This window comes from Glutamicibacter sp. NPDC087583, from assembly GCF_044743685.1.
Taxonomy (GTDB): Bacteria; Actinomycetota; Actinomycetes; order Actinomycetales; family Micrococcaceae; genus Glutamicibacter.
Genome location: NZ_JBIUWY010000001.1, coordinates 848,413 through 874,654, shown reverse-complemented (window position 1 = coordinate 874,654; position 26,242 = coordinate 848,413). Strand labels below are relative to the sequence as shown.

Below are 26,242 nucleotides of genomic sequence, written 5' to 3'. Positions count from 1 at the left end.
TCGAGCGCGCCCAGCAAACACCGCTAGCCTTGGATCATTGGACCGACTCGTCGAAAGGACGACCGTGCGCATTGACCGCCTGGACGCGGATTTGATCGAACTGCTCACCGAATCGCCGATGCTTCCGGTGATGGAGTGCGCCCGGCGCTTGGGTGTTGCCCGCGGCACGATCAGCAGCCGGCTGGCCCGGCTCCACGAGGCCGGCGTCATCCAGGGCATCGTCCCGCGGGTCAAGCCTGCGGGGTTCGGGTACACGCTGGTCGCGTTCTGCCAGGTGGAGATCATCCAGCGCTACGGGCACGATCCGGTCGCGAGCGCATTGGAGGAATCCATCCCGGAAATCCTCGACATGTACACCGTGACCGGCAGTTCGGACTTGCAGCTGCGCGTTGTGGCCCGGACCCCCGAGGACCTGCAGGCGATTTTCAACCGCATCAACAAGGTGCCGGGTGTGGCAAGGACCTCATCCTCCTTCGCCCTGCACGAGCATTTCCAGGGAAGGACACTGCCACTGGTCGCAGCGTGCGCTAGGGCCGAGGCAGAAGTGGAAAACACTGGGCAGATTGACTAGTAAAATGGGTTGATTGGCGGCGATTGCTATGCAGCCTGCATAGAAACAGGGTTTGCGATTGCGCCGGCAGATTCATTCAACCTACAGTCGATGCTTGTGAATCGCGACACGCGAGGATATGAGCAGGGCCACCGCTGACCACGCACCACGGCTTTGTCATACGAACGATTGCCAACCTCGTGCAGCTCTGGCAGTCAGAGAGGAAACTCATGACCCTTCACCAGCGCCCCTCCTTGCAGGAAGTGCCCGCTTACAAGCAGGGCAAGCCCGCAGCCGCTGGAGCCTCCAAGCTCTCATCCAACGAATCCCCGCATAGCCCGCTGCCCTCGGTGCTGTCCAGCATCCAGGAGGGCCTGGCCACGATCCACCGCTACCCGAGCATCGCGGCGCCCGAATTGACCGGCGCCCTCAGCTCGCAGTTCGGCGTCCCGGCGGAGCACATCACCCTGGGCGCGGGCTCGGTCGAGGTCGCGGCCCAGATCATCCATGCGGTTGCCGCCGAGGGCGACGAAGTCATCTACGCGTGGCGCTCCTTCGAGGCGTATCCTTCGCTGGTGCGGATCGCCGGCGCCACCCCGGTCGAGGTGCCCCTGGATGCCGATAGCCGCCATGATCTGCCCGCCATGCTGGCCGCGATCACCGATAAGACCCGATTGGTCTTCATCTGCAACCCGAACAACCCGACCGGCACGGTGGTGGAGGCCCGCGCGCTGGATGAGTTCATCAATGCCGTGCCGCGCAACGTGCTGGTCGTCGTCGACGAAGCCTACGTGCACTTCGACCGCTCGGCCGTGCGGGCCGATGGCATCGAGCTGTTCCGCAAGTACCCGCATGTGGCCGTGCTGCACACCTTCTCCAAGGCCTACGGCCTGGCTGGCCTGCGCGTCGGGTACGCCATCAGCCCGCTGGAAGTTGCCGGGAACCTGCGCAAGGTGGCCGTGCCATTTGGCGTCTCCGACTTGGCACAGCGCGCGGCGGTGGCCTCGCTGGCCGCCATCGGCGAGCTGTCGCTGCGCATCGAGGAAGTCGTCACCCAGCGCGAGCGGATGTACGAGGGCCTGGCCGCTGCCGGGTACCCGGTCGTGAAGTCGCAGGCGAACTTCGTCTGGGTGGATGCCGGAGAGTCAACCGAACAGCTTGAAGCCAAGCTCGCCGCCGGCGGTGTAGTGGTTCGCGCCTTCCCCGGAGACGGGTTGAGGATTTCCTCCGGTACCGCACACGACGTCGATCGCGTGCTCGCGGCCCTGTCCGTCCAGGAGGCCACCGCGTGAGCGCAGTCAAAGCCCCCGAGCAGCTGCATACCGGGCTGACCCGGCGCCAGATCTCCATGATGGGCCTGGGCGGCGCGATCGGCGCTGGCCTGTTCGTCGGCTCCGGCCAGGCCATTTCCATTGCTGGTCCGGCAGTGCTGGTCTCCTACCTGATCGCTGGAACCGTGATCATCGTGATCATGGCCATGCTCGCGGAGATGGTAGCCGCCAATCCGTCCTCCGGCGCGTTCTCCACCTTCGCTGGCCAAGCCATGGGGCGCAGCGCAGGGTCTACCCTGGGCTGGCTCTACTGGATCCAGCTGGTCGTGGTGATCGCTGCCGAGGCTACCGGGGCCGCGGCTATTACCGCCGGCTGGGTTCCGGCCTTCCCGCAGTGGGCATGGGTGCTCGGCTTCGTGGTGGTCCTGACCGGAGCGAATCTGCTCGGCGTAAGGAATTACGGCCGTTTCGAATACTGGTTTGCCGTGATCAAGGTGGCTGCGATCATCGCGTTCCTGGTCTTCGGCGCCTTGGTGCTGACCCGGGTGATCCCGACGCCGGAACCAGTTGGCTTCGCCAATCTGGCCGCCCATGGCGGCTTCGCCCCCGGTGGCATGGCCGGCATCGCCGCCGCAGTCCTGATCGTCATCTTCTCCTTCGGCGGTACCGAGGTGGTGTCCATCGCGGCCGCCGAGTCCAAGGACCCGGCCGGCAACATCAAGCGCGTGGTCAAGTCCGTGATGATGCGTATCCTGTTCTTCTACCTCGGCTCGATCCTGGTCATTGTCGCCCTGGTGCCCTGGAATGATCCGGCGATCGTGGACGGCCCATTTGCGGCTGCACTGGATGTCATGCACATTCCAGGCGTGGGCTTCTTGATGAACGCCGTGGTCGTGGTCGCCTTGCTTTCGGCGATGAACGCGAATATCTACGGTTCCTCGCGCATGCTGTACTCGCTGGGCCAGCGCAAGCTCGCCCCGAGCGCCGTCACCCACGTGACCGGCAAGGGCGTGCCGTCGAAGGCCGTGATCGCCTCCGTGGCCTTCTCCTTCCTGGCCGTGGGCCTGAACTGGATCTGGCCCGAGGCTGTGATGCCGATCTTGCTGAACGTGGTGGGTTCGACCATCATCTTCATCTGGGCGTTCATTGCCGTGACGCAGCTGATCCTGCGTCGCCGCGCGGACCGCGATGGCGGGCATCTGCCGTTGCGGCTGTGGGGTTTCCCGGGCCTGTCGATCGCTACGATCATCGTCCTTGCGGCGATTGTCGCCATCGCGATGACTGATCCCGCGGCGCGCACCCAGCTGCTGCTCACCGGCGGGCTGACCGCCGTGATCTGGGTGATCTCCAAGATCGCGCTGCGCGATAAGCGCGAGGAACCGGCGGACGCCTAGCTCCCGGAAGCCTAGGTCCAGCGATTGCTGGACCTAGGCTTTTCTTTTGGCCATTTCGGTGATCCAGATGGGAGCGAATGGTGAAATGCACCCGGCGGAGGTCGGGTAGTCCGCCAGCACCTGCAAGGTCTCGCCGATGGCCAGGGCACGTCGGCGCAAATGCTCATGCTCGATGCCGATGTGCGCCAGGGTCGTATTCATCGCCCACTGCAGGCGATCCGGTGCGGCGCTCATTCGGGCTTCGATCGTGTCAAGCAGCTGTTCCAGGTCCAGCAGTTCCGGGGCCTTGACTACCTGGTGGGCAGTCAGCTCCCAGCCGGCAGCCAGCTGTACCGGGTCGCTCTGGCTCATGAGCAGCAGGCGGAGCTCCTCGAGCAGCTTGGATTTCTTGACGATGTAGCTCAGGAACCATGCTTGGACCTTGGGAGTGCTGGCGCCTTGGCTCCACACCTGCAGCTGTTCCAAGGTAAAGCTCCGTGGTTTGGCGATCAGCAGCGCGACCAGCCGGGTTGCGGTTTCGCCGGTGGCCCAGAGTTCCTCGGCAAGCTCCTGGTTGCTCTTCAACGACTTGGCCAAGGCGCGGAGCTTGCCTAGATTCACGCCGAAATCATCGCCGTGCTTCTCATTGACCGCGCGGTACTTGGGGTCTTCGAGCTCGGCCAGTGCCTGTTGCACTTGGGCAACTGTGCTCTGGGGTGCCAGTTCCATCTATTTTCCTCTCGCTAGTTGGGCTCAACGGGTTGGCGCAGGATCGTGCGAAGCTTTTCCGGTGCCACCCTACGAGGGTCGCCGAGGTAGATCTCGTGGTGCTTGCCAGTCATGCGCAGTCCCTGGCCGGGTATGAATTCGTGGTGCATCGCGGCCAGGATTTCGGCTTCTGCATCGTAGGGGCCAATGTGCAGCGTCTGCACGCATTGGCCTTCAGCAAGCGACTGGAACCGGATGCGCCCAGGGCAAGGCAACGGCTTCTTCGCCTGGGCGGTTTCCAGAGCCGTCGCGTAGTCGTCCTCGTTGATCCACGCCGGGACCATCAGCATCATGGTCCAGCTCCACTGTTCCTTGTCTCTCCGTTCGGTAAAGACCGCCATGTCCTCGGCCCACCACAAGCCTTCCAGCGGCGGGACGACATAGTCCTTGCCCTGCGCCTTGCTCGCGAATTTGAGTTTGTAGGCCACCGGATACAAGGTTTGCAGGGCTTGCTGGTACAAGTTGCTGGTATTCGGGTCACCTGATCCATCGAACATCAGGTAGTGCATCGCTGGCAGCTGCAGGACACGGAACTGCCCGGCCACGGACCGATAGCTGTCCAGCGACTTCTTGAAGTCGATTTTCGCCGTCAATGTCTCCCCTGGAATCTTTCCGCTCAGAACCACTTGCGCCATTTGAATACACCATATAGTGCGGCAGCAAATCCCAGCATGAGGCCGGCCGCAATCGGGTAGCCGAAGGTCCAATGCAGTTCTGGCATGTTCTCGAAGTTCATCCCGTAAATCGCTGCAATCAAGGTCGGGGCGAAGAGGATCGCTGCCCAACCGGAAATCTTCTTCATGTCCTCGTTTTGGCGCTGGGCTACGAGGGTGGAATTGACGCTCAAGATCTGCGATAGCGCATCCCGGTATTCCACGGCTTGGGTATGCGCGCGGGTGAGGTGGTCAGTGACATCCTGCAGGTAGGTTTCCAGCTCAGCGGGCACCGGGTACTTCTTGAACCCGTCGTCGAGCGATTGCACGACCTCCAGCAATGACGCGGTCGCATGCTGCATGTCGATCACTTCTTGGCTGAGGCGATAAATGCGTTCGGTGACTGCGGCATCGCCACTGAAGACTTGCCGTTCGATCTGCTCCTTGTCGATCCCCAGGCCGTGGAGCACGGGGGCGTATCCATCAACAATCGCATCAAGTATCCGGTACAGCACTGCTTCGGCGCCCAACCGGAGCAGCTCCGGGTCTTTGAGCAGCACCTGGTCCTTGCGAAGCTTGCCGTTCCTGATTGACTCGACGAATTCCTCGCCGTCTGTGCCGTCGATCCACCGGTGGTCCTGGCAGAGCACCGCCACAGCGCCTTTGCGCATCAGGATGTGGAACTCGGACAGCTCGACTTCTTCGGATTCATCGAGGTACAACGCTGAGCGAACTACCAGCAGGAGCACCTCGCCGTAGCGTTCGAGTTTAGGCCGCTGGCGGGCGTGCACGAGGTCTTCGGCTAGCACTGGATGCAGTTCCCACGCCTCGGTGAGATCGTGGATGTCAGCTTCATCTGGTGTGGGATACAAGGACAAAGCAATGCGCTGATCACCAGTCTGGCCGAACGCCAGCGCATCGGCCGCGCTCGTGCCTTCCGGAGCGGATTCCACGTTGCCATCATCAATATAGCGAACAGCCATCGAGGTATGCGACGAATTCTGGGTACCGAAAAATGGTCGGGAATTCGCAGCCCGGCGTTGAACACGTGACATATTGCTCCTGAATGATCTTCGTTCATTCAAGTATCGCAACTCCGGCGAGAATATCGGCGCTGAAACGGTCCTCCGCTCGTCGGCGGCTGAATCTTGCTAGGGGGATCTCAAGGTTCGACGATTTCTACGTCCAGCTCCCCCGCGCGCCACTTCGCTGTCGTTTCATCCGCCAACGCTTCAGCTTCCAATGCCTCTGCGGGAGTCATGAAATACGTATTGATCCGCAATTTCTGTTCCGGATCCAATTCTGGTGAAAGCAATACCATCGGCCTGCTCTCCGGAATCTTCACCGCGTGGAACAACCCGCAATGCCGGGCAGTGTGGTGTATCAGGCAATTCAACCCGGCAGACTTGATATCCGTTCGTCCACCCTTTTCCCACGCGTCCAGATGATCAATTTCGCACCGTTCTACGGGCATGCTGCATCCAGGATAGGAACAGCCCCGGTAGGCGGCTCGGATCGCACGGCGCTGGGACTTCGAATACAGTCGTTGCGTCCGGCCTAAATCGAGGGGCAGGCTCTGGCCATTGAGCACTACCGGATACACTCCGGCATTGCACAGCGCAGTTCTGACTTCACCAGCAGACAAGGACATCCCACTGCTGGTGACCGCGAAGTCTTGTGCTTGCTCTTGCATCTTGTCCCAATTCAGAATGATGCTCACCTGCGGTGCGACCAACCCAGCACGTTGACCCGGCGGGTCACTGGTGCTCGTCCTGTCACTCATCAGCATTGCCATGAATCCAACTAAACGGCGTCGCTCGGGCTTCAAATCCTCCCATGGAGTGACTGCACCATTGGTAGCTGATTCAGTATTACGTTCTTCAGGATCCCCCGGCCGGCAACATTCTTCCTCGTCATCCGAGGTCTCCGAAACTTGTTCGTTGTTGTCTGCCGGCGGACTATCGTCTTCGGTTTCTTCGTCCGCCACCGGATCGTCTTTTGCCCAGTCCGGTTTGGACTCCGCATCGTCCCAACCGGAGTCCTGCTGACCCGTGAATTGAGCCTCGGCGTCTTTCAAGCCGTCCCTGTTCCCGGCCACGGTGGCAGGATTGTCCAGTTGCGCGAAGTAGGCCTCGATATACGCCGCCTGGGAGGGCAACACACGAAGCGTATACTCGATCAGGCCCTGGCGCATGCCCTTCTTGAAGATGCCAATGCGCTCCAGCAGAGCTTTCAGCGGGCGTTTGCCGGCTTTCACCTGAGCCACCAAGTCATTGATGTGCTTACGAGCCGATTTGGGTTCTGAGCGCAGGAAAGCGACTGATTCTGCTTCCAATCGCGCTTTCTCCGCCTGGCCGGTTTCATCGTCGCCGAAATCATTACGTGCCGAATGCAGCTTCAAGGCCGTAGAAGCTACCAATCGCGGGTCCACATTCGGGGCTTCGAATTGCGCGGCTAGCTCCGGGAGCCACGGCTCTACCGGTTGCCCTGCTTGATCGACACCACCTAGCAGGCAGTCGGCTTGGACTAGCCGAGTTCCTGCAGTGCCGCGCGGAATATTCAGCCAGTCGGTCATCATGCCTTTGGCGTCTTTGAAATGGGTGCGCCCGGTAGTGGCATGTCCTTCGGCGGCTTCAAGTTGTTCCAGCGTGGGATCGACACCAGCATCGCTGACCGCTTGGAAGGAGGCCTGATCAAGTTTGTGTGCACCGGTGCGGCGTAGGGCATGAGCTGCGTGGATCTGTGCCCGACTGAGCTTTTGGTTGATTTCCTCGACATACAGCGCGAATATCGCAGCGTGGCCGGCCGGTACGTCGCCGGACAGGATCGAAGTAGCCAAGGCGATTAGCTTGCCCGCCTCGACCAGATTCGATAGTGCTTGTGCCGTCACTGTGCTCATGGGATACAGCATGCCGTGGGCATCGCGGGCACCGGCGGTGGGCAACACGGTTTGTGGAAAACAAAAAATCCTGAAATCTCGGACAAACCGAAATTTCAGGATTTTAATTTGTGGAGGTAAGGGGATTCGAACCCCTGACCTTCTGCATGCCATGCAGACGCGCTACCAACTGCGCCATACCCCCAAAAGGATTGCTGCCCTGATCAGGCAACTCCATAATCATAGATGACTACCTGATCAGGATGCAAATTGAGGGTTACTTCTGGTTTTCAGAAAGTTCCTCAGGCAGCTCGATGACTGGGCAGTCGGCCCACAGGCGTTCGAGCGCGTAGAAGATGCGGTCTTCCTGGTGCTGAACGTGGACGACTACGTCGCCGTAGTCCAGCAGGACCCAGCGTCCCTGGCCGAAGCCTTCACGGCGAATCGGACGCATGCTGTACTCGTCGAGCACCTCAGCGACGATTTCATCGACGATTGCGTTCACCTGAGGTTCTGATCCACCAGAGACAATCAAGAAAGCGTCGGTGACGCCCAAGCGGTCGGCAACGTCCAGCGCGACCATGTTTTCTGCCATCTTCTCGGAAGCCGCGTGCGCGGCAACTTTCACGAGGGCAATTGATTCGGCGTGTGCTCCCATAGAGTGGAGTGTCTCCTTATAGAGGTGTAGATCGAGAACCTAATTGTCCTACGAAAACTAGTTGCCAAGCAACATGATCAAGCCAGCAATCAATGCTGCACCGCCCACGCTGAGGGCGACGATCATCGCGATCAGCATGTTATTGGCGCGGCGGAGGCCGTGCGCCTGCACGTCAAGTGGCTGCAATCCCTGTGCATTGACCGCATCGATGCGTGGCATGTCAACGTCCGGGGCCGGTTGGGCCGTATGGGTTTCAGCCTTCTGATCCGCCGGCGCCTTTGGCGCAGGCTTAGCGGCTGGTTTTGCAACTGGCTTGGCTGCAGGCTTGGCCGGTGCCTTGGCCGCAGGCTTGGCGGGGGCCTTCGCTGCGGGTTTGGGCGCCGGCTTGGCCATAGGCTTCTTGGCTGCTGGTGCCGCTTCGTCCTTCTTGGAGCTGAGCTTGCCGCCGGCGTTGAAGTCCAGCGAAACACTCTGGGTCTTGGGCCCTTGCACGCCGGTTTTGGCGATGCGGTCCTCGACCTCGCGAATGTTGCCCATGGCGCCGGTGAAAGGATCGGAGGCCTTGTCGTCCTTGCCCTGGTTGGCATTCTGGATGCGCAGGCGTTCACGTTCCGCGGCACGGCGGGAAATGATGGCCGCGCGGGCTGCCATTTCACGCTGGTGGGCGAGCACTTCGAGATCGATCTCGGAATCGTCCTCCCCCAGCAGGTTTGGATCGACCGGGGTCTTCGGCGCGTGGGCACGGCGGGCGGCTAGCGCCTGCTCGACGCTCATGACCGTAGTCTCCGGGTCGTCTTCCTTGGGCGCAGGCTTCTTGGCGGCCGGGGCCTTCGGCTCGGCCTTGCCCTGGTCTGCCAGCGCCTGGAGGCGCAGTTGACGGCGGGTCAGCGGCTTAGGTTCCTCCGCGGGGGCGACCGTTGGAATATTAGTGGTCAGCGCGCCGACCTCTTCTTCCAGTCGACGACGCTCGCGCAAGGCCTCGCGGTCACGGGCACGGCGCAACGACGCCCGTTCACCCAGGGACTCTTCGGACTGTGGTGCGCTAGCTGGCTCAGCTGCAGGCTTTGCGCTGGGAGCCTTGGCTGGGGCTCCAGCCGGCTTGGCCGCTTCTGGCTTGGCACCTGCGGTCTTGGCGGCTGGCTTGGCCGGCTGCGGCTTGGCTGGAGCTGGTTTTGCTGGCTCTGCCTTGGGTGCCGGCTTGGCCTTTGGGGTCGCGTCAGATTTCGCTGGCTTCGCCGAATCCTCGGCCTTTTCCGCGCTTTTCGACGCGTGCTCCTTGGCTGCCTGCTCGGCCTTGCTGTTGGCCAGCAAAGCTTCCATCTCAGCACGTCGTTTTTCGCGCAGAGCTCGCCTGCTTGAAACCGGCTGCGAGTTATCGCTCATCCTGATACTTCTCCCGACCGCATAGACAAATACCGTCACCCTTACCTAGAGATTATGCCGTGCTACCCCACCTTATGTGAGGTTACGACTCGGTATACAGCCCATATTTTGCAATGTACTGCACCACACCGTCCGGCACAAGATACCAAACCGGCTTGTCGGCGGCGACACGCTCCCGGCAATCGGTAGAGGAAATTGCCAGTGCCGGAATTTCCAATTGCGAGACATTGTCGCGACCCACATCCGCGATGACATAGCCAGGGCGGCTCACGCCAACGAAGTGGGCGAGGTCGAAGACCTGGTCGATGTCGCGCCAGCTCATGATCTGGCTCATCGCGTCGGCACCGGTAATGAAGAAGAGCTCCGCATCCGGGCGCAAGGCGCGCAGATCGAGCAAGGTGTCACGCGTGTAGGTGGCGCCTTCGCGGTCGACGTCGACCCGGCTTACGGTGAAGCGCGGGTTCGACGCGGTGGCGATCACGGTCATCAGGTAGCGGTGCTCAGCGCTGGTGACCTGGCGATCGGCCTTCTGCCAAGGCTGGCCGGTGGGCACGAAAACGACCTCATCCAGGCCGTACTCGGCGGCTACCTCGCTGGCAGCGACCAAGTGGCCATTGTGGATGGGGTCAAAAGTACCGCCCATCACGCCGAGGCGCAATGGGCGGTCTTGAGGCTTTTGCTCTGCCAAGACTAGTGGCTATGTGGTACGTGAGTCTTGAACTGGCGGTGGGTGTCCTCTGGTTCAGGCTTTGCCTCGTGGCGGTTGCCTACGTTGGTGTAGGAAACGGTAATCAGCAGCAGGACCATCAGTGCTGCGAAGATGCCCCCACCGACGATCACAGCGAAAGTGTGAGGATCCATGCCGGTGGAAGCGGCTTCCGAAGCCAAAATCAGCGCGTTCAAGATAATTCTCCAGTCGTTTTCACGAGTTCGCTAAGCCAGCAACCTGGGCGGCTGGATCAGTAGCTCGAAAAGTAACGGTACGTTTCTTCTACATCGTACCGAAAAGGGCGGTCAGAAACTATTTGCGAATGTGCCCGTCGCCCTGGACGATCCACTTGGTCGTGGTCAGTTCGGCCAGGCCCATCGGGCCGCGAGCGTGCATCTTCTGGGTCGAGATGCCTACTTCTGCGCCCAGGCCCAGCTGCCCGCCGTCGGTGAACCGGGTCGAGGCGTTGACAATCACCGCAGCCGAGTCGATCTCCGCCACGAACTGCTCGGAAGCAGCCAGCGTGGAGGTGATGATCGCCTCGGTATGGCCGGTGGAGTAGGCGCGGATGTGCTCCAGGGCCTGGTCCATGCCATCGACGACCTTCACCGCGATATCCAAGTCCAGGTACTCGTTGCGCCAGTCATCCTCCCCCGCCGGGATGGTCGGCAGCTGCGGAACCAGCGCGGCGGCTCGGTCGTCCGTGTGCAATCTCACGCCGGCTGCGGCCAGGGCCTGCAGCACTGCCGGGGCCACAGCGGCATCCTTGTGGACCAGCAGGGTCTCCACGGTGTTGCAGACGCTGGGGCGGTGGGTTTTCGCGTTGAGCAGGATATCGACGGCCATTTCCTCGTCGGCGCTCGCGTCGAGGAAGATGTGCACATTGCCTTCGCCGGTTTCAATTACCGGGACCTTGGCGGTGGTGACCACGCGCTGGATCAGCTCGCGGCCGCCACGCGGGATGAGCACGTCGATCTTTCCGCGCGCGCCCATCATGGCGTCGGCACCGGCGCGGCCGAATTCGTCGACCGAGATCACGATGTCGCGGGGCAGGGAGACGGACTCCAGCGCGTCGCGGATCACCGCGACCAGCGCCTGGTTGGAGTTCAGCGCCGCCGAACCGCCACGCAGCAGCACCGAGTTGCCGCTCTTGAGCGCCAGGCCAGCGATGTCCACGGTGACGTTCGGACGCGCTTCGTAGATGGTGCCGATGACGCCCAGCGGGACGTTGACCTGGCGCATGCGCAGGCCGTTGGGCAGGGTTTCCCCGCGCACCACGCGACCGACCGGGTCGGGCAGGCCAGCGAGTTCATGCAGCGCGGAAATCAAGCCGTCGATGCGCTTGCCATCGAGCTTCAACCGGTCCAGCAGGGCCTCGGAGGTGCCATTGGCGCGGCCGGCAGCCAGGTCCTTCTCGTTGGCGCGCAGGATCATCGCACGATTCTGGTCGATGCGCGAAGCCATGGCCGCGAGGGCGCGGTCCTTCCAGTCGCGGTTGGCGCGCTTGAGGATCCGTGCGGCGCGGCGTGCACGGTCGGCCAGCTGGTGGACCGAGGTGGTGACGTCGGTGGTCGTTTCTTCGGTGTTTACGGCATCCATACTCATGCTCCTCATTCTAGAAAATGGGTTCGATCAAAGCTAGGTCGTCAACATGCACTACTGATCTGTCGTAACCTTCGCCCAGCTCCTCAACCAGATCCGTGGTGTTGTGTCCGAGCATCTCGGGCAGTTCATGGGAGCTGAAGTTCACCAGCCCGCGAGCGAAGGGGGTTCCTTCCGCGTCGCAGATCTCTACGGCGTCACCAGCCTCGAATTCCCCGCGGACGGCGGTAATGCCGGCTGCCAGCAGCGAGTTGGTTCCCTTTTCGATGGCCTTGACTGCGCCGGCATCCAGGATCAGCTTGCCTTCGATGGAAGCCAGATAGGCCAGCCAGACGTCGCGGGCCGAACGGCGGGAGTTGCGGGCGGCGAACCAGGTGCCTACATCCTGTCCGCGCAGCGCCTTGGCGGCATTGTCGGTGCTGGTCACCAGGGTGGGAATGCCCGCCGAGGAGCTCAGGGTCGCGGCATCGACCTTGGTGATCATGCCGCCGGTGCCGACTCCGGCTGCCCCCGGGGTGCCCAGGTCCACCGCTTCGAGTTCGTCGGGGTGCTCGATGGTGGTGATGCGGCTGCCACCGTCATCAGGGTGCGCGTCGTAGACCGAGTCCACGTCGGAGAAGAGCAGCAGCGCGTCGGCCTTGACCAGGTGGGCCACCAGCGAGGCGAGGCGGTCGTTGTCGCCGAAGCGGATTTCGCGGGTGGCGACCGCGTCATTTTCGTTCACGATGGGCAGCACGCCCAGGTTCAGCAAGCGAACCAGGGAGCGCAGCGCGTTGGTGTAGGAAGAGCGGCGCATCAGGTCGTCGGCGGTGAGCAGCACCTGGCCTACGCGCTGGTCGTACTCATCGAAAAGCTGGGTGTACTGCGCCAGCAGCAGACCCTGGCCAACGGCCGCCGCGGCCTGCTGGGTGGCAAGGTCCTTGGGACGCTTGGCCAACCCGAGCGGGGCCAGACCGGCGGCAATGGCACCTGAGGATACAAGAATGACCTCGGTACCGTTGTTGACAGTTTCAGCGAGAGTGTCCACCAGGAACTTCAACCGCTCGTGGGATATCCCGCCGCTGACCGTGGTCAGCGAGCTGGATCCAACTTTGACCACTAAGCGCTTGGCTTGAGGCAGTTGGTGGGGCGAGGTAATGGCTGAAATTGTTTTGGTGGCACTTTCACTCATACTTTAATTTTCCTCCTGGGTTGCCTTTGGTTCCGCAGTCTTTCGTCCGTACTTGGAGTCAACCGATTCGGTCCAGACGCCGGCCTTGCGTTCGGCTTCCAGCTCGGCGCGAGCCGATGCCTTGGCCGCCCGGCGCTCTTCGTGCTCGGCACGCTTTTCCTCGCGGGTCTTGCGATCGCCGCGATCCTCGAGGCGGATGTCCTCGCCGCGTCGGCTGCCGCCGAGCAGTTCGGCGCCGGCTGCCATAGTTGGCTCCCAATCGAAGACCACTGCGTTGTCCTCGGCGCCGATGATTACCGCGTCCCCTGGCTTGGCGCCGGCCTTGAACAGCTGGTTTTCGACACCCAGCTTGGCCAGGCGGTCAGCCAGGTAGCCGACAGCTTCATCGTTGCGGAAATCGGTCTGCATAATCCAGCGTTCCGGCTTTTCACCGATAACTCGCCACATTGGCTCAAAGTTCTGCTCCTCGCGGCGGATGGTGAACTCGGTACGCTTGGTGGTACGTGGACGAATCACAGGCACCTCGACTACTGGGGCTTCAACAACCTGTTCAGCGCGTGCCTGCTCTACCAATTCAGCCATAGCGAAGGACAGATCACGCAATCCGTTACGCGAGAGCGCGGAGATCTCGAAGACGCGGTAACCGCGTTTTTCCAACTCAGGGCGTACGAATTCAGCCATGTCGGCACCGTCTGGCATGTCAACCTTATTAAGTGCGATCAGCTTCGGGCGCTCGATCAGCGGCACGATGGTGCCGTCGGTACCGGCGAAGGTGGAGTCGGCTTCGTAGTTGGCCAGCTCTGCTTCGATGATGTCCAGGTCGCTGATTGGGTCGCGGTCCGCTTCCAGCGAGGCGCAGTCCAGCACGTGCACGATGGCGGCACAGCGCTCAACGTGGCGCAGGAACTCGTGGCCCAGCCCCTTGCCTTCGGAGGCTCCAGGGATCAGGCCAGGCACGTCGGCGACAGTGAAGCGGGTTTCGCCTGCTTCGACGACACCCAGGTTAGGCACCAGGGTGGTGAACGGGTAGTCGGCGATCTTCGGGCGTGCCGCGGACACGGCGGCGATCAGCGAGGATTTGCCGGCCGATGGGTAGCCCACCAGCGCGATATCCGCCATGGACTTCAGTTCCAGGACAATATCCTGGCCGGTTCCGGGAATGCCCAGCAACGCGAAGCCCGGGGCCTTGCGCTTGTCCGAGGCGATGGACGCATTGCCCAGGCCGCCCATGCCGCCTATTGCGGCGATGTATTCATCGCCCGGCTTGACCAGGTCGCCGAGGATGTCGCCGTCCTTGGTCTTGATGACGGTGCCGGCAGGTACGCCCAGGACCAGGTCCTCGCCGCTCTTGCCCGGGTGCAGACCGCCCTTGCCCGGCTCGCCGTTGCCGGCCTTGCGGTGCGGCAGGTGGTGGAAGTCCAGCAGCGTGGTGACCTGGGGGTCGACGCGCAGGATGATGTCTCCGCCCTTGCCGCCGTTGCCGCCGTCGGGACCGCCAAGCGGCTTGAACTTCTCACGCTTGATGGACACACAACCGTGGCCACCATTACCTGCGGTGACATGAAGGGTTACGCGATCAACGAATGCAGCCACGGGGCCATCTTCTCCTAGTACGGGGTTGCGAGGGTTACTCGCTTAAAAGTCTAACTATGCACGCAAGGGGCGGACCGAAATCGGCCCACCCCTTGTGTACTAAAAAATTTGCCTGTTGCCTGAATTAGGCAGCAGCCACAATGTTCACCACGCGGCGACCACGACGGGTGCCGAACTCGACTGCGCCAGCAGCCAATGCGAACAGGGTGTCATCCTTGCCACGGCCTACGCCGGCGCCTGGATGGAAGTGGGTGCCACGCTGGCGAACGATGATTTCGCCTGCCTTGACTTCCTGTCCACCATAGCGCTTTACGCCTAGGTACTGTGCGTTGGAATCGCGACCGTTGCGAGTGGAACTCGCACCTTTCTTATGTGCCATGCCTTTTAGCCTCTTTCGCTACAAAAATGGATTCTACGATTGCCTGAATTAGGCGATCGAGGTGACCTTGACCTTGGTCAGAGCGGCACGGAAGCCCTGGCGCTTCTTGTAACCGGTCTTGTTCTTGTACTTCTGGATTACGATCTTCTCGCCGCGAAGGTTTTCTACAACCTCAGCGGTGACCGTGACCTTAGCCAGATCGGCAGCTGCGGAAGTTACCTTCTCGCCATCTACCAACAGCAAAGCTGGAAGCTCGATGGAGCTGCCTGGGGCAGCCTGAAGACGGTCAACGGTGATGAGGTCTCCAACGGAAACCTTCTCCTGGTGGCCGCCTGCGCGGACAATTGCGTACACCACGTGGGTACTCACTTCTACTCGACGTTTATTGTCTTACCGGCGCAGATATCGACCCGAACACCCACAAAGTGGATGCGATCCCGGGGATCTCATGCGCTTGTGCCTTGACGCCGAGCGGACCAAAAGTCCGTGATCTTGGCGTTTAGCACCGATCAACTAGATTACGCTAGTCCACACCGCTGGAGCAAATACAAACTGCCCCAGCGAGGGAAGCGTGATCAAGTTCATCTATTTCAGTTCGCGTACTGGAACACCCACACCGAGCATTACCGGTTGCCCGGCAGGCTCAGCTGGCTTATCTTTCTGCGAACCGGAGGCATCCATCTGAACTACCGAACCGGTAGCGGCGGATACCTCTGCCACGAGAACCTCTGCAGTCGCATCGCCCTGGACCGAGGTGGCCCGACGACTGCGACGCTTTGGCTTCGTGGAATTCTGTGGGGCTGCCGCGGTGGCGGCAACTGGGACGGAAGCCGCGGGGCTGCTGGACTCAGCTGGCGCGCTGGCAGCAGGCATGGCCAGGCCGGTGAGCACCGGCTGGTCCTGCTGTGCCGCTTCCTGCGGACGCGAAGCACGGCGTGAACGCTTGCGCGGCTGCTCCTGGGACGTCGAGGCGGCAACAGGTTCAGGAGCAGCCTGCTGCTCCTGGTTGGCCTGAGCTTCCTCGTTGCCCGAAGCGTTTTCCTCGGACTGGTTGCGTCCGCGTCCACGGGAGCGTGAACGGCGGCGCGGCTTGCGGCTGCCGTCCTGCTCGTCGCTGGACTCATCCTGGCCCGGCAACGCTGCTTCCAGCGCTTCCAGGGTAACCGAGGCCTCGGTGCCCTGCGCAGACGCCGCGGACTTGGCCACAGGAATCTGTTCGCCCTCGATGCTCACTGCGTTTTCAGCAGCGGCATCCAGGTGCGAAGCGGCGGCAATGCTGGCCAGGGCGTTGCGCGTGGCTTCGTCCTTCTCCCCTGCTGCCGGCTCCTGCTTCTCAACTGGCTTCTGCTCGTCCTTCTCGCCGCCACGACGGCGGCGGGAGTTGCGGCTTGGCTTGTCGTTGAACTTCTTGCTGTGCGCTTCGCCCTGCGAGTTGAAGGTCTTGCGCGATTCAACTGGCTCTTCGTGGGTGATGAAGCCAGCACCTGCACAGTGCTCGCACTCTTCACCGAAGACTTCGAGCAGGCCGGTGCCCATGCGCTTGCGCGTCATCTGGACCAGACCCAGCGAGGTCACTTCAGCAACCTGGTGCTTGGTCCGGTCGCGGCCCAGGCACTCCACCAGGCGGCGCAGCACCAGATCGCGGTTGGATTCCAGGACCATGTCGATGAAGTCGATGACGATGATGCCGCCGATGTCACGCAGGCGCAGCTGGCGGACCACTTCTTCGGCCGCTTCCAGGTTGTTCTTGGTCACGGTCTCTTCGAGGTTGCCGCCCGAACCGGTGAATTTGCCGGTGTTCACGTCGATGACGGTCATCGCTTCGGTGCGGTCGATGACCAGCGAACCACCCGAAGGCAGGAAGACCTTGCGGTCCAGCGCCTTGGCGATCTGCTCGTCCACACGGAAGTTGGCGAAGATGTCCTCTTCGGCTTCCCACTTCTCCAGGCGGCCCATCAGATCCGGTGCCACGTACATGACGTAGGCCTCGATGGTGTCCCAGGCGTGGTCACCGGAGACGATCAGCTTGGTGAAGTCCTCGTTGAAGACGTCGCGGACCACCTTGATGGTCAGATCGGGTTCCGAGTACAGCAGTTCCGGAGCCAGGGTCTTGGTGGAGTTGGCCTGCTCTTCGATGCCTTCCCACTGCGCACGCAGCCGGTTGATATCGTTGGTCAGTTCTTCCTCGGAAGCGCCTTCGGCGGCGGTGCGCACGATGACGCCCGCGTTTTCCGGCAGGTGGTCCTTCAGGATCTTCTTCAGGCGCTGGCGTTCGACATCAGGGAGCTTGCGCGAGATGCCGGTCATCGATCCACCTGGCACGTAGACCAGGTAGCGGCCAGGCAGGGAGATCTGGCTGGTCAGCCGGGCGCCCTTATGGCCTACCGGGTCCTTGGTGACCTGCACCAGGACCGAGTCGCCAGCCTTCAGGGCGTTCTCGATACGGCGCGGCGCGCCTTCGAGAGCCGCTACGTCCCAGTTCACTTCGCCTGCGTACAGCACGGCGTTGCGGCCGCGGCCGATATCCACGAAAGCAGCTTCCATGGATGGCAGCACATTCTGCACCTTGCCGACGTACACGTTGCCGATCAGCGAATCCTGCTGGGTCTTGGAGACGAAGTGCTCTGCAAGCACTCCATCTTCCAGTACGCCGATCTGGATGCGGTCCTCGCGCTGGCGCACGATCATCTTGCGCTCGACGGATTCGCGGCGGGCCAGGAACTCGGCCTCGGTGATCACCTGGCGGCGGCGACCGGTTTCGCGTGATTCGCGGCGGCGCTGGCGCTTGGCTTCCAATCGGGTGGAACCGCGCACCGAAGCGACCTTGTCGTTGACCGAGCTGTGGCTTTCGATACTGCCACGCGGGGCGCGCACACGGGTAACGGTGTTCGGCGGATCATCCTGCGAGCCGCCCTCAAGTTCCAGATCCACTTCCCCGCGGCGACGGCGGCGGCGGCGGCGCGAAGTCACGTCGTCGGCATCGGCGTCTGCCTCGGGATCTGCGGCAGCTGCGCGGCGAGCAGGTTCCTGCTTCTTCGCAACAGCCTGGGCCAGAACAGCCTGAGCTGTTTCCGGCACGGCGAAAGGATTCAAGATCATGGTGCTGCCGTGTTCGGCCAGCAGCATGCCGGTCTGGTCAACGTCGTTCGCTTCCTCAACCGGTGCAACTTCCTGCTCGGCCGGGGCAGCGATTTCAGCGCTCTGCTCCTGGACGTCTTCCTGCTTGTCCTGGACGTCTTCCTGCTTGGCCGCGGCGACCTCTACGGCCTCGTCATTCGCGGTATTGCGCACTGCCTGCGCCCGGCGTTCGGCCTGGCGGCTGGCCCGCTTGGTGGAATCAGGGGTGGAAATCTGGGTGCGGCGGGTGGCCCGCCAGCGGTATGGGCTTTCCTCGACGCCGGCAGCGGCATTGAGTTCGGCCAAGGTCATGGCGCGACGCAGTGGTCGCGCGGGTGTGGTTGAAACACTGGTACGGCGGGCTCGTGTTGAACGGTTGCCCCGCTTATTACCTTGCGTTCCGCCCTTTCGTTGATTTGCTGCGCTCATTTAAATTCGCGTACTCCTACTATGTCCCGCTCGGGCATCCTCCACAGACGGCGCCGTTGCTGAAACTACAATCATCACGTGTCGCTTGGCCTACTTATCTTCCAGTAGTCCGGACACAAAAGCTCGCTATTTTCCGCGGGTTCGACGCTGGTCCAAATTTCTGAACCAGGCGCAAATCCTGCGGATCAACGTGGCCTAAGAAAACCGGCTGCTTTCCTTTGCAGCCCTACGATCCGCGGTATTCCCCCGGGAGGCGCACATATTGGGCACTCAACCGAAGCGATGCATCGCCTGTCGATCTGTTGTTTCAAAAGTCTGTCGTCGGGTTGAAAGCAGACTGTGGATCCGCGAACAACCATTCCCATTCTCTCATATTTCGTTCACGCCTTGTTCATTGCTTCTCACCAGATGCACAGAAATGCTTCCTAGTATGAAAAAGGCCTTGGCGGAATAACCCGCTTTCCTATGAACTTATGGAATAGTCAAAACATGGTTTCATTACAAGAAAATAGCCACGGCTCGGGCGTGTTGCCCTGGTGGGCTAAGGAACGCGGCTTCGGGCTGTTCATCATCGTTACGGGATTGATCTCTTGGCTCGCCGCCGGAATCCTGGTCCTGGAACGCTTGGAGTTGTACAAGAACCCCGACTACATCACCAGTTGCGACGTCAATCCCTGGATCTCCTGTGGCACCGTGATGAAATCCGAGCAGGCAGGAATCTTCGGATTCCCCAATCCCTTCTTCGGGATCGTTTGCTTCGCTGTTGTTATCGCCATCGGCTTCGCCCTGCTGGCCGGCGCAACAAACCTGAAGCGCTGGTTCTGGCTGTGCTTCCAGCTGGGCATCACCGCCGCTATGGGCTTGGTGATCTGGTTCTGGTCCCAGGCCCTGTATGAAATCAACGCCCTGTGCCCTTACTGCATGGTCGTGTGGGCCATGACGATTCCCTTGTTCGTGTTCACGACCGCACGCAATGTGCTTACCGGCGTGATTCCTGCTGGAGCCGGCGTGAAGAAGTTCTTCGCCGAGTGGAGCTGGATCATTACCGCCGTCATCTGGGCGCTCGTTGCCGCATCGGTCGTCCTGCGTTTCCCGCTCGCCTTCTTCGGCTAGAGCCCGGCTTCCATGCCCACCTGCGGGGCCGCTACTTCGGTAGCGGCCCCGCAGTGCTGTTCCTGGCGCTCCCCCACCCCGCCGCCAACCAGGTCGGCCGGCCTTGTGCCACTGCTTGTTGCACCCCGGCGCGCCACCGGCGCCAAGACATCCCGCTTCGGCATTCGATCCGCGTCAAAACGGCCATCGGCAAGGCCGGGAAGGGTTCGCCGTCAACGATCTTCCGGATACTGCCCAGCTAGACCCGGTAGATTAGAAGCATGGCAAGTGACATATGGAACACAGAAAATGCCCAGGACTACGGAATCAACCTGCTGATTTCCGAACACCTTCGGCTCCGTGAACTACAAGAGGAAGATCTTGCGTTCCTCACCCAATGGTGGAATAGCCCAGAATTCATGGCCCTGCAGGGCAACCTGGTACTTCCCCACCCGATCACCGAAGCCGCAGAACTCTTCAAATCGCGCAGCGTCAACCGTGGCACTACCGACGGCGTGGGACTTTCCATCACGCTTCCCGATGACACGCTGATCGGGCACACCGCTTTGTACGACTACAACGCGCCGGCCCGTTCGGCCGAATTGATGATCATGATCGGTGGTTCAAATGTGGGCCAAGGCTATGGCACCTTGGCCACCAAGATGATCATCGACTACGGCTTCCGCGAGATGGGCTTGAACCGCATCGGCTTGAATGCCTGGGCGTACAACGAGCGCGCACTGCGCACCTTTAACCGCGCAGGATTCCGCGAAGAGGGCCGGGTGCGCCAGGCTGGATTCCACGATGGGTCGTTCCACGACAAGATCATCATGGGCCTGCTGGCCAAGGAGTACTTCAACGCCAGGTAGTCCGCACAGGCAGAGAACGAGACCTCAACAGAGCTGGGGCCGCGCACTGCGCGGCCCCAGCTCTGCTGCGTCAGTTCACTTCTGGACCAGACCCGCATAATCGGTCTGATAGCCCGTTACAGGCTGGTGAGGGATTTCTTCCCAGCGTTCTGGATCTTCTTGCTGGACTTCGCCCGATGCCATTCCGAGCAGCAATTCCTTGAGCGCAAGAACATTTTGGCGAATCAACTTGCCGCGGGACTTCTGCCCGAGGCTTCCGTCACTGCTATTTCCACTGGTTTCAAAGAAGACCACCGGGTTTCGATGCCCGTCGGCATTGAGCCCCCGGTAGTTCAAGCCCAGCATCATTGCAGAGACGACGCCGCCCTTGATGTCGATTTCCATTCCGTCGCCCACCTGGTAGCGGTCGATGTTGAACGCGCCGTACTTCGACAGCTCGTCATACACATGCACTTGCATCTGGCGAGTAAGCACGTCATAAGCGCCATTCTCGATTCCAGGCAAGGTCGGGCCACCTGGCGCGAGGGAGATACCGAGCGACAAAGTCACGTCATCGCCTGTACCCCACTCCTTCTTCAGGCCCTGGTGATGCACATCGACGCCGAACGCGGGATCCACCATTGTCCAGTACTCGTAATACGCCAGTGATTCGTTGGCAACGAAGCCCTCCAGCGTCCAATCGCGGTTCAGGTCGACTCTTTGCTGGTTGCCCCTGGCATCAAGCTGCGGAGCATTCGTTTCCTGATCCCACAAAATTGTCTGCCGAACATTCTCCTCCGAACCGTCGGGGTTGTACATCGGGATGAAGTGGAAGGTGTACTTGTCACGGAGCAGGTCGTAGTCTGCCGATCCGTTGGCGCCAAGCTCCTTGAGCAGCGTCAGGAGCGAGTCGGTTCCATAGGGCTCATTGCCGTGGATGCGCCCCTGCAGCCAAACGTCCTCAGGGCCGTGCCCCGCAGTTGCCACATACAGATCCCTGCCCTGTTCTGACTCGCTGACCTGCGTTCCTGCCTCTTGGAGCGTGAACGCATCAACGTCGAACCGGGAATTGGATTCGATCTTCTGCAATTCCTTGACTGTGTCTTCGTAGCTGAGAATGCTCGAAATATTTGTTTCTCCGTTAGGCGACGGGAAATTGGCATCGGCGTTGGCCGGCGCCGCTAACCCCAACGGCGCAACGACGGCGAAGACCGCCGCACCCAGCGCGATGGATCGCTTGGACAATGATGATTTCCTGGGATCTGGCAAAGCTTTGCTCCTTGTACCGTGCGAGTGCTCGAATGGCCCGTGGAGCATTCCGATTGACTAATCCAAATGGCACCAGCCACACCTCACCTTATGTGACCTGCCGCACGATGACAATGGACCGGCGCATACCGCGACATTGCACTTCAAGAACGGATTTGCGAAAAGCCGGGCATCATTGCAGCCACCGTCGCCGCAGAGCCATTCCCGCCGCAGGAATGCCGGGGAAATCAGCCCGTGGGTGCACGAATCAAAGCCTTCGGGCACGAAAACGGGTTAGTGGCCAGTGCGAACGCCAAAAAATCAGCATTTCGGTGTTGCCTTGGGACCTTGTCAAGTCGTTAGCCTATTGTTAGAGCTATCAGAACCAGCTACAAGGAGCGACTATGGCTTTTTTCCGTAAGGTCAGGCCCGCCGCGTTGTTGAAAAAGCAACCTCAGGACGACAAGCCGACACCTGCCGAGCACCACCGTGTTCCGGCCAGGGACGCCAAACCAGATTTCACGGTCACCAGCCTGTGGACCGACTTGCTAGGACGCCTAGGCATTCGAAGCGCCCAGCTGCTGGTAGTTGGCGCGCTGGCAACATTCCTCATCATCGGCATGCTCCGCTTGACCATGATCGTGATCCCGACGTTGCTGGCCGTCATCATTTCCTGTGCGTTGTGGCCCCTGGTGGTCAAGCTGCGCAAGTTTGTTTCCCCGATGCTGGCAGCATGGATCGTTTTCCTCGGATCCCTATTGGTCCTCGGAGGCATTGGCACCGGCCTGGTCTTCTCGGTCATCAAGGAATGGCCAAAGCTCGTTGACCAAGCTGTTGAGGGCTTCAACCAGCTCAATGACATGGTTCAGGGCTTCATCGGCACGATGCCTTTCAGCGTCGACCAGAGCCAGATCGATAATGTTGTCGAAACGGTAACCGGCTTCTTGACCAGTTCCCAGTTCGGCACCGGCGCTTTGAACACGCTGAGCGCAGCAGGCAGCTTCGTGACCGGCTTGGTCCTGTTGCTGGTAATCCTGTTCTTCTTCCTGAAGGACGGCGACAAGATCTGGGCCTTTGCCGTGTCATGGACTCCACGCCACTACCGCAACAAGTGGATTCTTTCCGGCGACCGCGCGCTGCGCACCTTCGGCGGCTACATCCGCGGTACTGCCACCGTGGCCGCAGTGGATGCTTTGGGCATCACCGCGACGCTGCTGATCGTGCAGGTTCCACTGGCCATCCCGCTAGGCGTCATCGTCTTCCTCGGCTCCTTCGTGCCGATGGTAGGTGCGACCGTTGCCGGCATCTTGGCCACGCTGATTGCATTGGTTACCAACGGACCTGTGGTGGCGCTGATCGTGCTGGCTGCGGTGATCCTGGTGAACCAGCTGGAGGGCAACTTCCTGCAGCCGGTCGTCATGGCCAACGCCCTGAGCCTGCATGCACTGGTCGTGCTGATGGCACTGACCGCAGGCACCGTCCTGGCAGGCATCGTTGGCGCCGTCCTGGCGGTGCCACTGGTGGCCGCTTCATGGGCGGTGATCAAGGTATGGACCGGGCGCGACAAATCCGATGCGGTGGCTGAAGCCAGCGAGGACATCAAGTCTGAAGTCGAGATCAGCGAAGAGCAAGCGGCTTTCGACAAACTCGAAGCGAAGGAACAGCACCAGGAATCCCTCAAGGATTCCGAGTAGCTGTTGCGGCTGGGGCGCTCCTGCACGTCAGGGGCGCCCTTCCTTTTGCCACTTAAATGCTCTTGATCGAATTATTTCCAATTAATTCTCAAAGAGTTCATGCCCTCATCCAGCCCCGGCTTCCCGGGGTTTTCGCGCTGGGGACAAGACCGGTGGACCCGATCCCGCGTTGCCGTGGATGTGGTTTGTGTGTTTAATGTGACTGAAGTGATGGAAGTGGAGCGACGCGGGATGCGCAATCGCCTTGAGAAGTTTTGCTGCATCTCTTCGTTTTCCCCAACAGGGAAAACCCGCGCCACGCTTCGCCCGCAATCAATGTGCTAACGCGCACTGAAGACTGGGAGGTATCCACGTGCTGGAATTCAGCAATGACGGAGCAGATAAGTATCTTTCGCACATAGTCGGCCCTATCACCGACCACCACCAGGTGGTCAGGATCGGCGCTGCAGAGCAGCTGCCGCTGGACTCGACCGCACAGGCGCTCGGAAGTTCGGTGCAGCAGGCAGCTAGCCCGCAAGGAGCTATGCTCGCCCAGGACAGTTTGGATGACTGGTTCTAGGACCCGCTTCCAGGCATGAAAAATCCCGGCAGTTTCCAACTGCCGGGATTTTCGCGTTTCGATCTACTTGCCGAACCAGATGCCGATCTCGCGCTCGGCGGACTCGACGGAGTCCGAACCGTGGACCAGGTTCTGCTGGACCTTCAGGCCCCAGTCGCGGCCGAAGTCGCCACGGATGGTGCCTGGAGCCGCGGTGGTCGGGTCGGTGGTGCCAGCCAGCGAACGGAAGCCGGGGATAACGCCCTGGCCTTCAGCCACGATCGCTACCACCGGACCGGAGAGCATGAACTCAACCAGCGGCTCGTAGAATGGCTTGCCTTCGTGCTCTGCATAGTGCTCGGCGAGCAGCTCGCGAGTAGCTTCCAGCTGCTGCAGCTTGGCAATGGTGTAGCCCTTGGCTTCAATGCGGCCAAGGATCTGTCCGGTCAGACCGCGCTTGACGCCATCTGGCTTGACCAGGATCAGGGTACGTTCAGTCATGTGACTACCTCTTCGTATCGTTGATGTACTTCTTAGGTTCTCAGGCTTGCTCGGGGTTCGCTTTTTCCCAGGCTTCTTGGGCGGCGGCGCGGCGCTTGTTCACTGCGTCGATTTCGCCGCCCTTGTTCAGCGCATACCACCAGCACAGGGCGAAGGCCGCTGCGAGGTAGAACATGTCCGGCAGGATGAAGCCGCACAGGAAGAACACTACCTGCAGGATCCAGCCGATGATGTAGCCGATCTTCTTGCCCAGCAGGGCGCAGTTGAAGATGCACAGCAGCGCCACGGCAGCGCCGAGGCTGAGCACGACCACCGGTTCTCCGCCACGCTTGAGCCCGAAGGCCGCGAGGGTGACGAACACCGCCAGCAGCGCCTCGCAGACCAGCACTGTTGATGCGAACATCATTTTCGTGGAGCGCTGCTTCTTCTTCATCCCAGGACGCCACTCGCGCTGGGCACGGGTGAGTTTAGCCATCAGGATTCGCCTCCCTTGAGCAACAGTGAAATCTCGCCCACCAGCGTAATCGAACCGGTCACCAGCACGCCGCCGGACAAGTCGTTGCCTGCCTCGGCGCGGCCCACCGACCATTCGATGGCATCTTCCAGGTCCTCGGTGACGTGGATGTCCTCTTCCGGCCAGCCAGCGTCGATCGCCATGGTGGACAGTTCGCCGGCCGGGATGGCCCGCGGCGAGGACGACTGGGTGATGCAAATGTCCTCAACCATGTCACCGTACTGCTCGCGCATGGTGTAAAGCATTGCTTCGGCGTCCTTCTCCTGCAAGATGCCAACCATCAGCACCAGGCGGGTGAAGCCGAAGGATTCCTTGATCGCCTCTGCGGTGACGCGTATGCCATCCGGGTTGTGGCCGGCATCCACCAGGATGCTCGGTGCCGCGCGGACCAGTTCCAGGCGGCCCGGGCTGGTGGCGGCCGCGAAGCCGTCGCGGACCAGATCGGCATTCAGCTCGCGCTGGCCGCCGCCCAGGAAGGCCTCCACCGCAGCCAAGGCCACGGTGGCGTTCTGCGCCTGGTGGGCACCGAACAATGGCAGGAAGATCTCGTCGTAGCGCGCCGCTTGGCCCTGGATGGACAGCAGCTGCCCACCCACGCCATGCTGGCGTTCCAGGAGCTTGAAGTCCAGGCTGTCGAAAGCTGCCGGCACCTCAAGCTCGCGGGCGCGAGCCAGCAGCACGTCGGCGGCATCCACCGGTTGCACCGAAGAGACCAGGTAGCCGCCGGGCTTGAGGATGCCGACCTTTTCTTCGGCAATCTCGCCCGGGGTATCCCCCAGCAGATCGGTGTGGTCCAAGGAGATCGGGGTGATCACCGAAACGTCGGCATCTGCCACGTTGGTGGCGTCGGTGATGCCGCCCAGGCCGACTTCGAGCACCACGACATCCACCGGAACCTCGGCGAAAACCGCGAAGGCCAGGATGGTGACAGCTTCGAAGTAGGTCAGCTTGTTTTCGCCGCGCTCGACGAGCTCGGTGTCCACGATCTGAAGGAACGGGCTGATTTCATCCCACACGCGCACGAAGGTCCCGTCGTCTACCGGGGCACCGTCAATGGCGATGCGCTCGGTGACCGAGATCAGGTGCGGCGAGGAGTAGCGGCCGGTGCGCAAGTCGTGCGCCATCAAGAGCGACTCGATCATGCGTGCGGTCGAGGTCTTGCCGTTGGTGCCGGTGATGTGGATGACCGGGCAAGCCTTGTTCGGCTCGCCGAGGATCTCCATCGCGCGGAACATCGGATCCATGCGCGGTTCCATCTTGTTTTCCGGCGCAC

The 26,242-nt window shown here is 61.3% G+C and carries 25 protein-coding genes and 1 tRNA gene; 7 read left to right on the top strand and 19 right to left on the bottom strand.

Features of this window, described 5'->3' with window-relative positions; all coding sequences use genetic code 11:
• Positions 1-64: 64 nt before the first annotated feature.
• The 3 genes from ACIOU9_RS04160 to ACIOU9_RS04150 all read left to right on the top strand — a co-directional run bounded on the left by ACIOU9_RS04160 (position 65) and on the right by ACIOU9_RS04150 (position 3,215).
• A complete protein-coding gene (locus tag ACIOU9_RS04160; protein ID WP_133833499.1) occupies positions 65-571 on the top strand; it encodes an Lrp/AsnC family transcriptional regulator in 507 nt (168 codons plus the stop codon).
• A 209-nt stretch (positions 572-780) separates the two neighbouring features.
• Positions 781-1,842: a histidinol-phosphate transaminase gene (gene hisC / locus ACIOU9_RS04155; protein ID WP_332499062.1), complete on the top strand. Its 1,062-nt coding sequence runs from the start codon at positions 781-783 to the stop codon at positions 1,840-1,842.
• Positions 1,839-3,215: an amino acid permease gene (locus ACIOU9_RS04150; RefSeq protein WP_105658504.1), complete on the top strand. Its 1,377-nt coding sequence runs from the start codon at positions 1,839-1,841 to the stop codon at positions 3,213-3,215. Before hisC ends, ACIOU9_RS04150 begins: the two co-directional genes overlap by 4 nt.
• A gap of 33 nt (positions 3,216-3,248) precedes the next feature.
• Here the strand turns inward: ACIOU9_RS04150 and ACIOU9_RS04145 are convergent, their stop codons facing one another.
• The 15 genes from ACIOU9_RS04145 to ACIOU9_RS04075 all read right to left on the bottom strand — a co-directional run bounded on the left by ACIOU9_RS04145 (position 3,249) and on the right by ACIOU9_RS04075 (position 18,417).
• Positions 3,249-3,923: a DNA alkylation repair protein gene (locus ACIOU9_RS04145; RefSeq protein ID WP_105658503.1), complete on the bottom strand. Its 675-nt coding sequence runs from the start codon at positions 3,921-3,923 to the stop codon at positions 3,249-3,251.
• A 14-nt stretch (positions 3,924-3,937) separates the two neighbouring features.
• On the bottom strand, positions 3,938-4,597 hold the full coding sequence (locus ACIOU9_RS04140; protein ID WP_133833283.1) for a GyrI-like domain-containing protein: 660 nt from the start codon (positions 4,595-4,597) through the stop codon (positions 3,938-3,940).
• On the bottom strand, positions 4,579-5,598 hold the full coding sequence (locus ACIOU9_RS04135; protein WP_332488796.1) for a magnesium and cobalt transport protein CorA: 1,020 nt from the start codon (positions 5,596-5,598) through the stop codon (positions 4,579-4,581). The genes ACIOU9_RS04140 and ACIOU9_RS04135 overlap by 19 nt, the downstream gene beginning before the upstream one ends.
• Positions 5,599-5,777: 179 nt before the next feature.
• Complete coding sequence (locus tag ACIOU9_RS04130; protein ID WP_105661571.1) at positions 5,778-7,514, bottom strand: HNH endonuclease signature motif containing protein; 1,737 nt, start codon at positions 7,512-7,514, stop codon at positions 5,778-5,780.
• Between the two features lie 111 nt (positions 7,515-7,625).
• Positions 7,626-7,698, bottom strand: a tRNA-Ala gene (locus ACIOU9_RS04125).
• Positions 7,699-7,770: 72 nt separating this feature from the next.
• Positions 7,771-8,151 carry a ribosome silencing factor gene (rsfS, locus tag ACIOU9_RS04120; RefSeq protein WP_105658500.1) on the bottom strand — a complete coding sequence of 127 codons (381 nt, stop codon included), beginning with the start codon at positions 8,149-8,151 and terminating at the stop codon, positions 7,771-7,773.
• 57 nt (positions 8,152-8,208) lie between these two features.
• On the bottom strand, positions 8,209-9,534 hold the full coding sequence (locus ACIOU9_RS04115; RefSeq protein WP_402696109.1) for a hypothetical protein: 1,326 nt from the start codon (positions 9,532-9,534) through the stop codon (positions 8,209-8,211).
• A gap of 82 nt (positions 9,535-9,616) precedes the next feature.
• Positions 9,617-10,222, bottom strand: coding sequence for a nicotinate-nucleotide adenylyltransferase (gene nadD / locus ACIOU9_RS04110; protein WP_105658499.1), 606 nt, complete (start codon positions 10,220-10,222; stop codon positions 9,617-9,619).
• A gap of 2 nt (positions 10,223-10,224) precedes the next feature.
• Positions 10,225-10,437 (bottom strand): hypothetical protein, encoded by a 213-nt coding sequence (locus ACIOU9_RS04105; RefSeq protein ID WP_105658498.1) that lies wholly within the window; start codon positions 10,435-10,437, stop codon positions 10,225-10,227.
• Between the two features lie 118 nt (positions 10,438-10,555).
• The gene (locus ACIOU9_RS04100; RefSeq protein ID WP_105658497.1) at positions 10,556-11,842 is read right to left on the bottom strand and encodes a glutamate-5-semialdehyde dehydrogenase; all 1,287 of its coding nucleotides are present in this window, start codon (positions 11,840-11,842) and stop codon (positions 10,556-10,558) included.
• A 16-nt stretch (positions 11,843-11,858) separates the two neighbouring features.
• On the bottom strand, positions 11,859-13,016 hold the full coding sequence (gene proB / locus ACIOU9_RS04095) for a glutamate 5-kinase (RefSeq protein WP_105658496.1): 1,158 nt from the start codon (positions 13,014-13,016) through the stop codon (positions 11,859-11,861).
• A gap of 3 nt (positions 13,017-13,019) precedes the next feature.
• A complete protein-coding gene (gene obgE, locus ACIOU9_RS04090; protein ID WP_402696107.1) occupies positions 13,020-14,609 on the bottom strand; it encodes a GTPase ObgE in 1,590 nt (529 codons plus the stop codon).
• A gap of 124 nt (positions 14,610-14,733) precedes the next feature.
• Positions 14,734-14,988 (bottom strand): 50S ribosomal protein L27, encoded by a 255-nt coding sequence (rpmA, locus tag ACIOU9_RS04085; protein ID WP_013349162.1) that lies wholly within the window; start codon positions 14,986-14,988, stop codon positions 14,734-14,736.
• Between the two features lie 48 nt (positions 14,989-15,036).
• A complete protein-coding gene (gene rplU, locus ACIOU9_RS04080; protein ID WP_013349163.1) occupies positions 15,037-15,345 on the bottom strand; it encodes a 50S ribosomal protein L21 in 309 nt (102 codons plus the stop codon).
• A 228-nt stretch (positions 15,346-15,573) separates the two neighbouring features.
• The gene (locus ACIOU9_RS04075) at positions 15,574-18,417 is read right to left on the bottom strand and encodes an Rne/Rng family ribonuclease (RefSeq protein WP_332489128.1); all 2,844 of its coding nucleotides are present in this window, start codon (positions 18,415-18,417) and stop codon (positions 15,574-15,576) included.
• 606 nt (positions 18,418-19,023) lie between these two features.
• Between ACIOU9_RS04075 and ACIOU9_RS04070 the strand changes: the two genes are divergently transcribed.
• Together ACIOU9_RS04070 and ACIOU9_RS04065 are read left to right on the top strand one after the other, a co-directional pair.
• Entirely contained in the window at positions 19,024-19,647 is a 624-nt protein-coding gene (locus ACIOU9_RS04070; RefSeq protein WP_402696105.1) for a vitamin K epoxide reductase family protein, read from the top strand.
• A gap of 260 nt (positions 19,648-19,907) precedes the next feature.
• On the top strand, positions 19,908-20,495 hold the full coding sequence (locus ACIOU9_RS04065; RefSeq protein ID WP_105658492.1) for a GNAT family N-acetyltransferase: 588 nt from the start codon (positions 19,908-19,910) through the stop codon (positions 20,493-20,495).
• Positions 20,496-20,570: 75 nt separating this feature from the next.
• Here the strand turns inward: ACIOU9_RS04065 and ACIOU9_RS04060 are convergent, their stop codons facing one another.
• Positions 20,571-21,719: a M14 family zinc carboxypeptidase gene (locus ACIOU9_RS04060; RefSeq protein WP_402696103.1), complete on the bottom strand. Its 1,149-nt coding sequence runs from the start codon at positions 21,717-21,719 to the stop codon at positions 20,571-20,573.
• A 407-nt stretch (positions 21,720-22,126) separates the two neighbouring features.
• On the opposite strand from ACIOU9_RS04060, the gene ACIOU9_RS04055 reads away from it, so the two are divergent.
• Both ACIOU9_RS04055 and ACIOU9_RS04050 read left to right on the top strand, forming a co-directional pair.
• Positions 22,127-23,416 (top strand): AI-2E family transporter, encoded by a 1,290-nt coding sequence (locus tag ACIOU9_RS04055; protein ID WP_105658490.1) that lies wholly within the window; start codon positions 22,127-22,129, stop codon positions 23,414-23,416.
• Positions 23,417-23,768: 352 nt separating this feature from the next.
• On the top strand, positions 23,769-23,975 hold the full coding sequence (locus ACIOU9_RS04050; protein WP_105661425.1) for a hypothetical protein: 207 nt from the start codon (positions 23,769-23,771) through the stop codon (positions 23,973-23,975).
• A gap of 63 nt (positions 23,976-24,038) precedes the next feature.
• Here ACIOU9_RS04050 and ndk read toward each other — a convergent pair whose 3' ends face one another.
• Genes ndk through ACIOU9_RS04035 form a run of 3 tightly spaced genes read right to left on the bottom strand, consistent with a single transcriptional unit; the run spans position 24,039 to position 26,225 of the window.
• Positions 24,039-24,455, bottom strand: a complete 417-nt coding sequence (ndk, locus tag ACIOU9_RS04045) for a nucleoside-diphosphate kinase (protein ID WP_105658488.1) — start codon at positions 24,453-24,455, stop codon at positions 24,039-24,041.
• Between the two features lie 40 nt (positions 24,456-24,495).
• Entirely contained in the window at positions 24,496-24,930 is a 435-nt protein-coding gene (locus ACIOU9_RS04040; RefSeq protein ID WP_105658487.1) for a DUF4233 domain-containing protein, read from the bottom strand.
• A complete protein-coding gene (locus ACIOU9_RS04035) occupies positions 24,930-26,225 on the bottom strand; it encodes a bifunctional folylpolyglutamate synthase/dihydrofolate synthase (protein ID WP_388022955.1) in 1,296 nt (431 codons plus the stop codon). The genes ACIOU9_RS04040 and ACIOU9_RS04035 overlap by 1 nt, the downstream gene beginning before the upstream one ends.
• Positions 26,226-26,242: the final 17 nt, after the last annotated feature.

Coding starts and splice junctions, on each gene's coding strand:
- ACIOU9_RS04115 (WP_402696109.1), bottom strand. CDS start 9,534: ATGAGCGATAACTCGCAGCCGGTTTCAAGCAGGCGAGCTCTGCGCGAA.
- ACIOU9_RS04130 (WP_105661571.1), bottom strand. CDS start 7,514: ATGAGCACAGTGACGGCACAAGCACTATCGAATCTGGTCGAGGCGGGC.
- ACIOU9_RS04055 (WP_105658490.1), top strand. CDS start 22,127: ATGGCTTTTTTCCGTAAGGTCAGGCCCGCCGCGTTGTTGAAAAAGCAA.
- ACIOU9_RS04075 (WP_332489128.1), bottom strand. CDS start 18,417: ATGACCTTGGCCGAACTCAATGCCGCTGCCGGCGTCGAGGAAAGCCCA.
- ACIOU9_RS04040 (WP_105658487.1), bottom strand. CDS start 24,930: ATGGCTAAACTCACCCGTGCCCAGCGCGAGTGGCGTCCTGGGATGAAG.
- ACIOU9_RS04070 (WP_402696105.1), top strand. CDS start 19,024: ATGGTTTCATTACAAGAAAATAGCCACGGCTCGGGCGTGTTGCCCTGG.
- rsfS (WP_105658500.1), bottom strand. CDS start 8,151: ATGGGAGCACACGCCGAATCAATTGCCCTCGTGAAAGTTGCCGCGCAC.
- ACIOU9_RS04065 (WP_105658492.1), top strand. CDS start 19,908: ATGGCAAGTGACATATGGAACACAGAAAATGCCCAGGACTACGGAATC.
- ACIOU9_RS04140 (WP_133833283.1), bottom strand. CDS start 4,597: ATGGCGCAAGTGGTTCTGAGCGGAAAGATTCCAGGGGAGACATTGACG.
- rpmA (WP_013349162.1), bottom strand. CDS start 14,988: ATGGCACATAAGAAAGGTGCGAGTTCCACTCGCAACGGTCGCGATTCC.
- ACIOU9_RS04135 (WP_332488796.1), bottom strand. CDS start 5,598: ATGGCTGTTCGCTATATTGATGATGGCAACGTGGAATCCGCTCCGGAA.
- hisC (WP_332499062.1), top strand. CDS start 781: ATGACCCTTCACCAGCGCCCCTCCTTGCAGGAAGTGCCCGCTTACAAG.
- ACIOU9_RS04035 (WP_388022955.1), bottom strand. CDS start 26,225: ATGGAACCGCGCATGGATCCGATGTTCCGCGCGATGGAGATCCTCGGC.
- ACIOU9_RS04145 (WP_105658503.1), bottom strand. CDS start 3,923: ATGGAACTGGCACCCCAGAGCACAGTTGCCCAAGTGCAACAGGCACTG.
- proB (WP_105658496.1), bottom strand. CDS start 13,016: ATGAGTGAAAGTGCCACCAAAACAATTTCAGCCATTACCTCGCCCCAC.
- ACIOU9_RS04100 (WP_105658497.1), bottom strand. CDS start 11,842: ATGGATGCCGTAAACACCGAAGAAACGACCACCGACGTCACCACCTCG.
- ndk (WP_105658488.1), bottom strand. CDS start 24,455: ATGACTGAACGTACCCTGATCCTGGTCAAGCCAGATGGCGTCAAGCGC.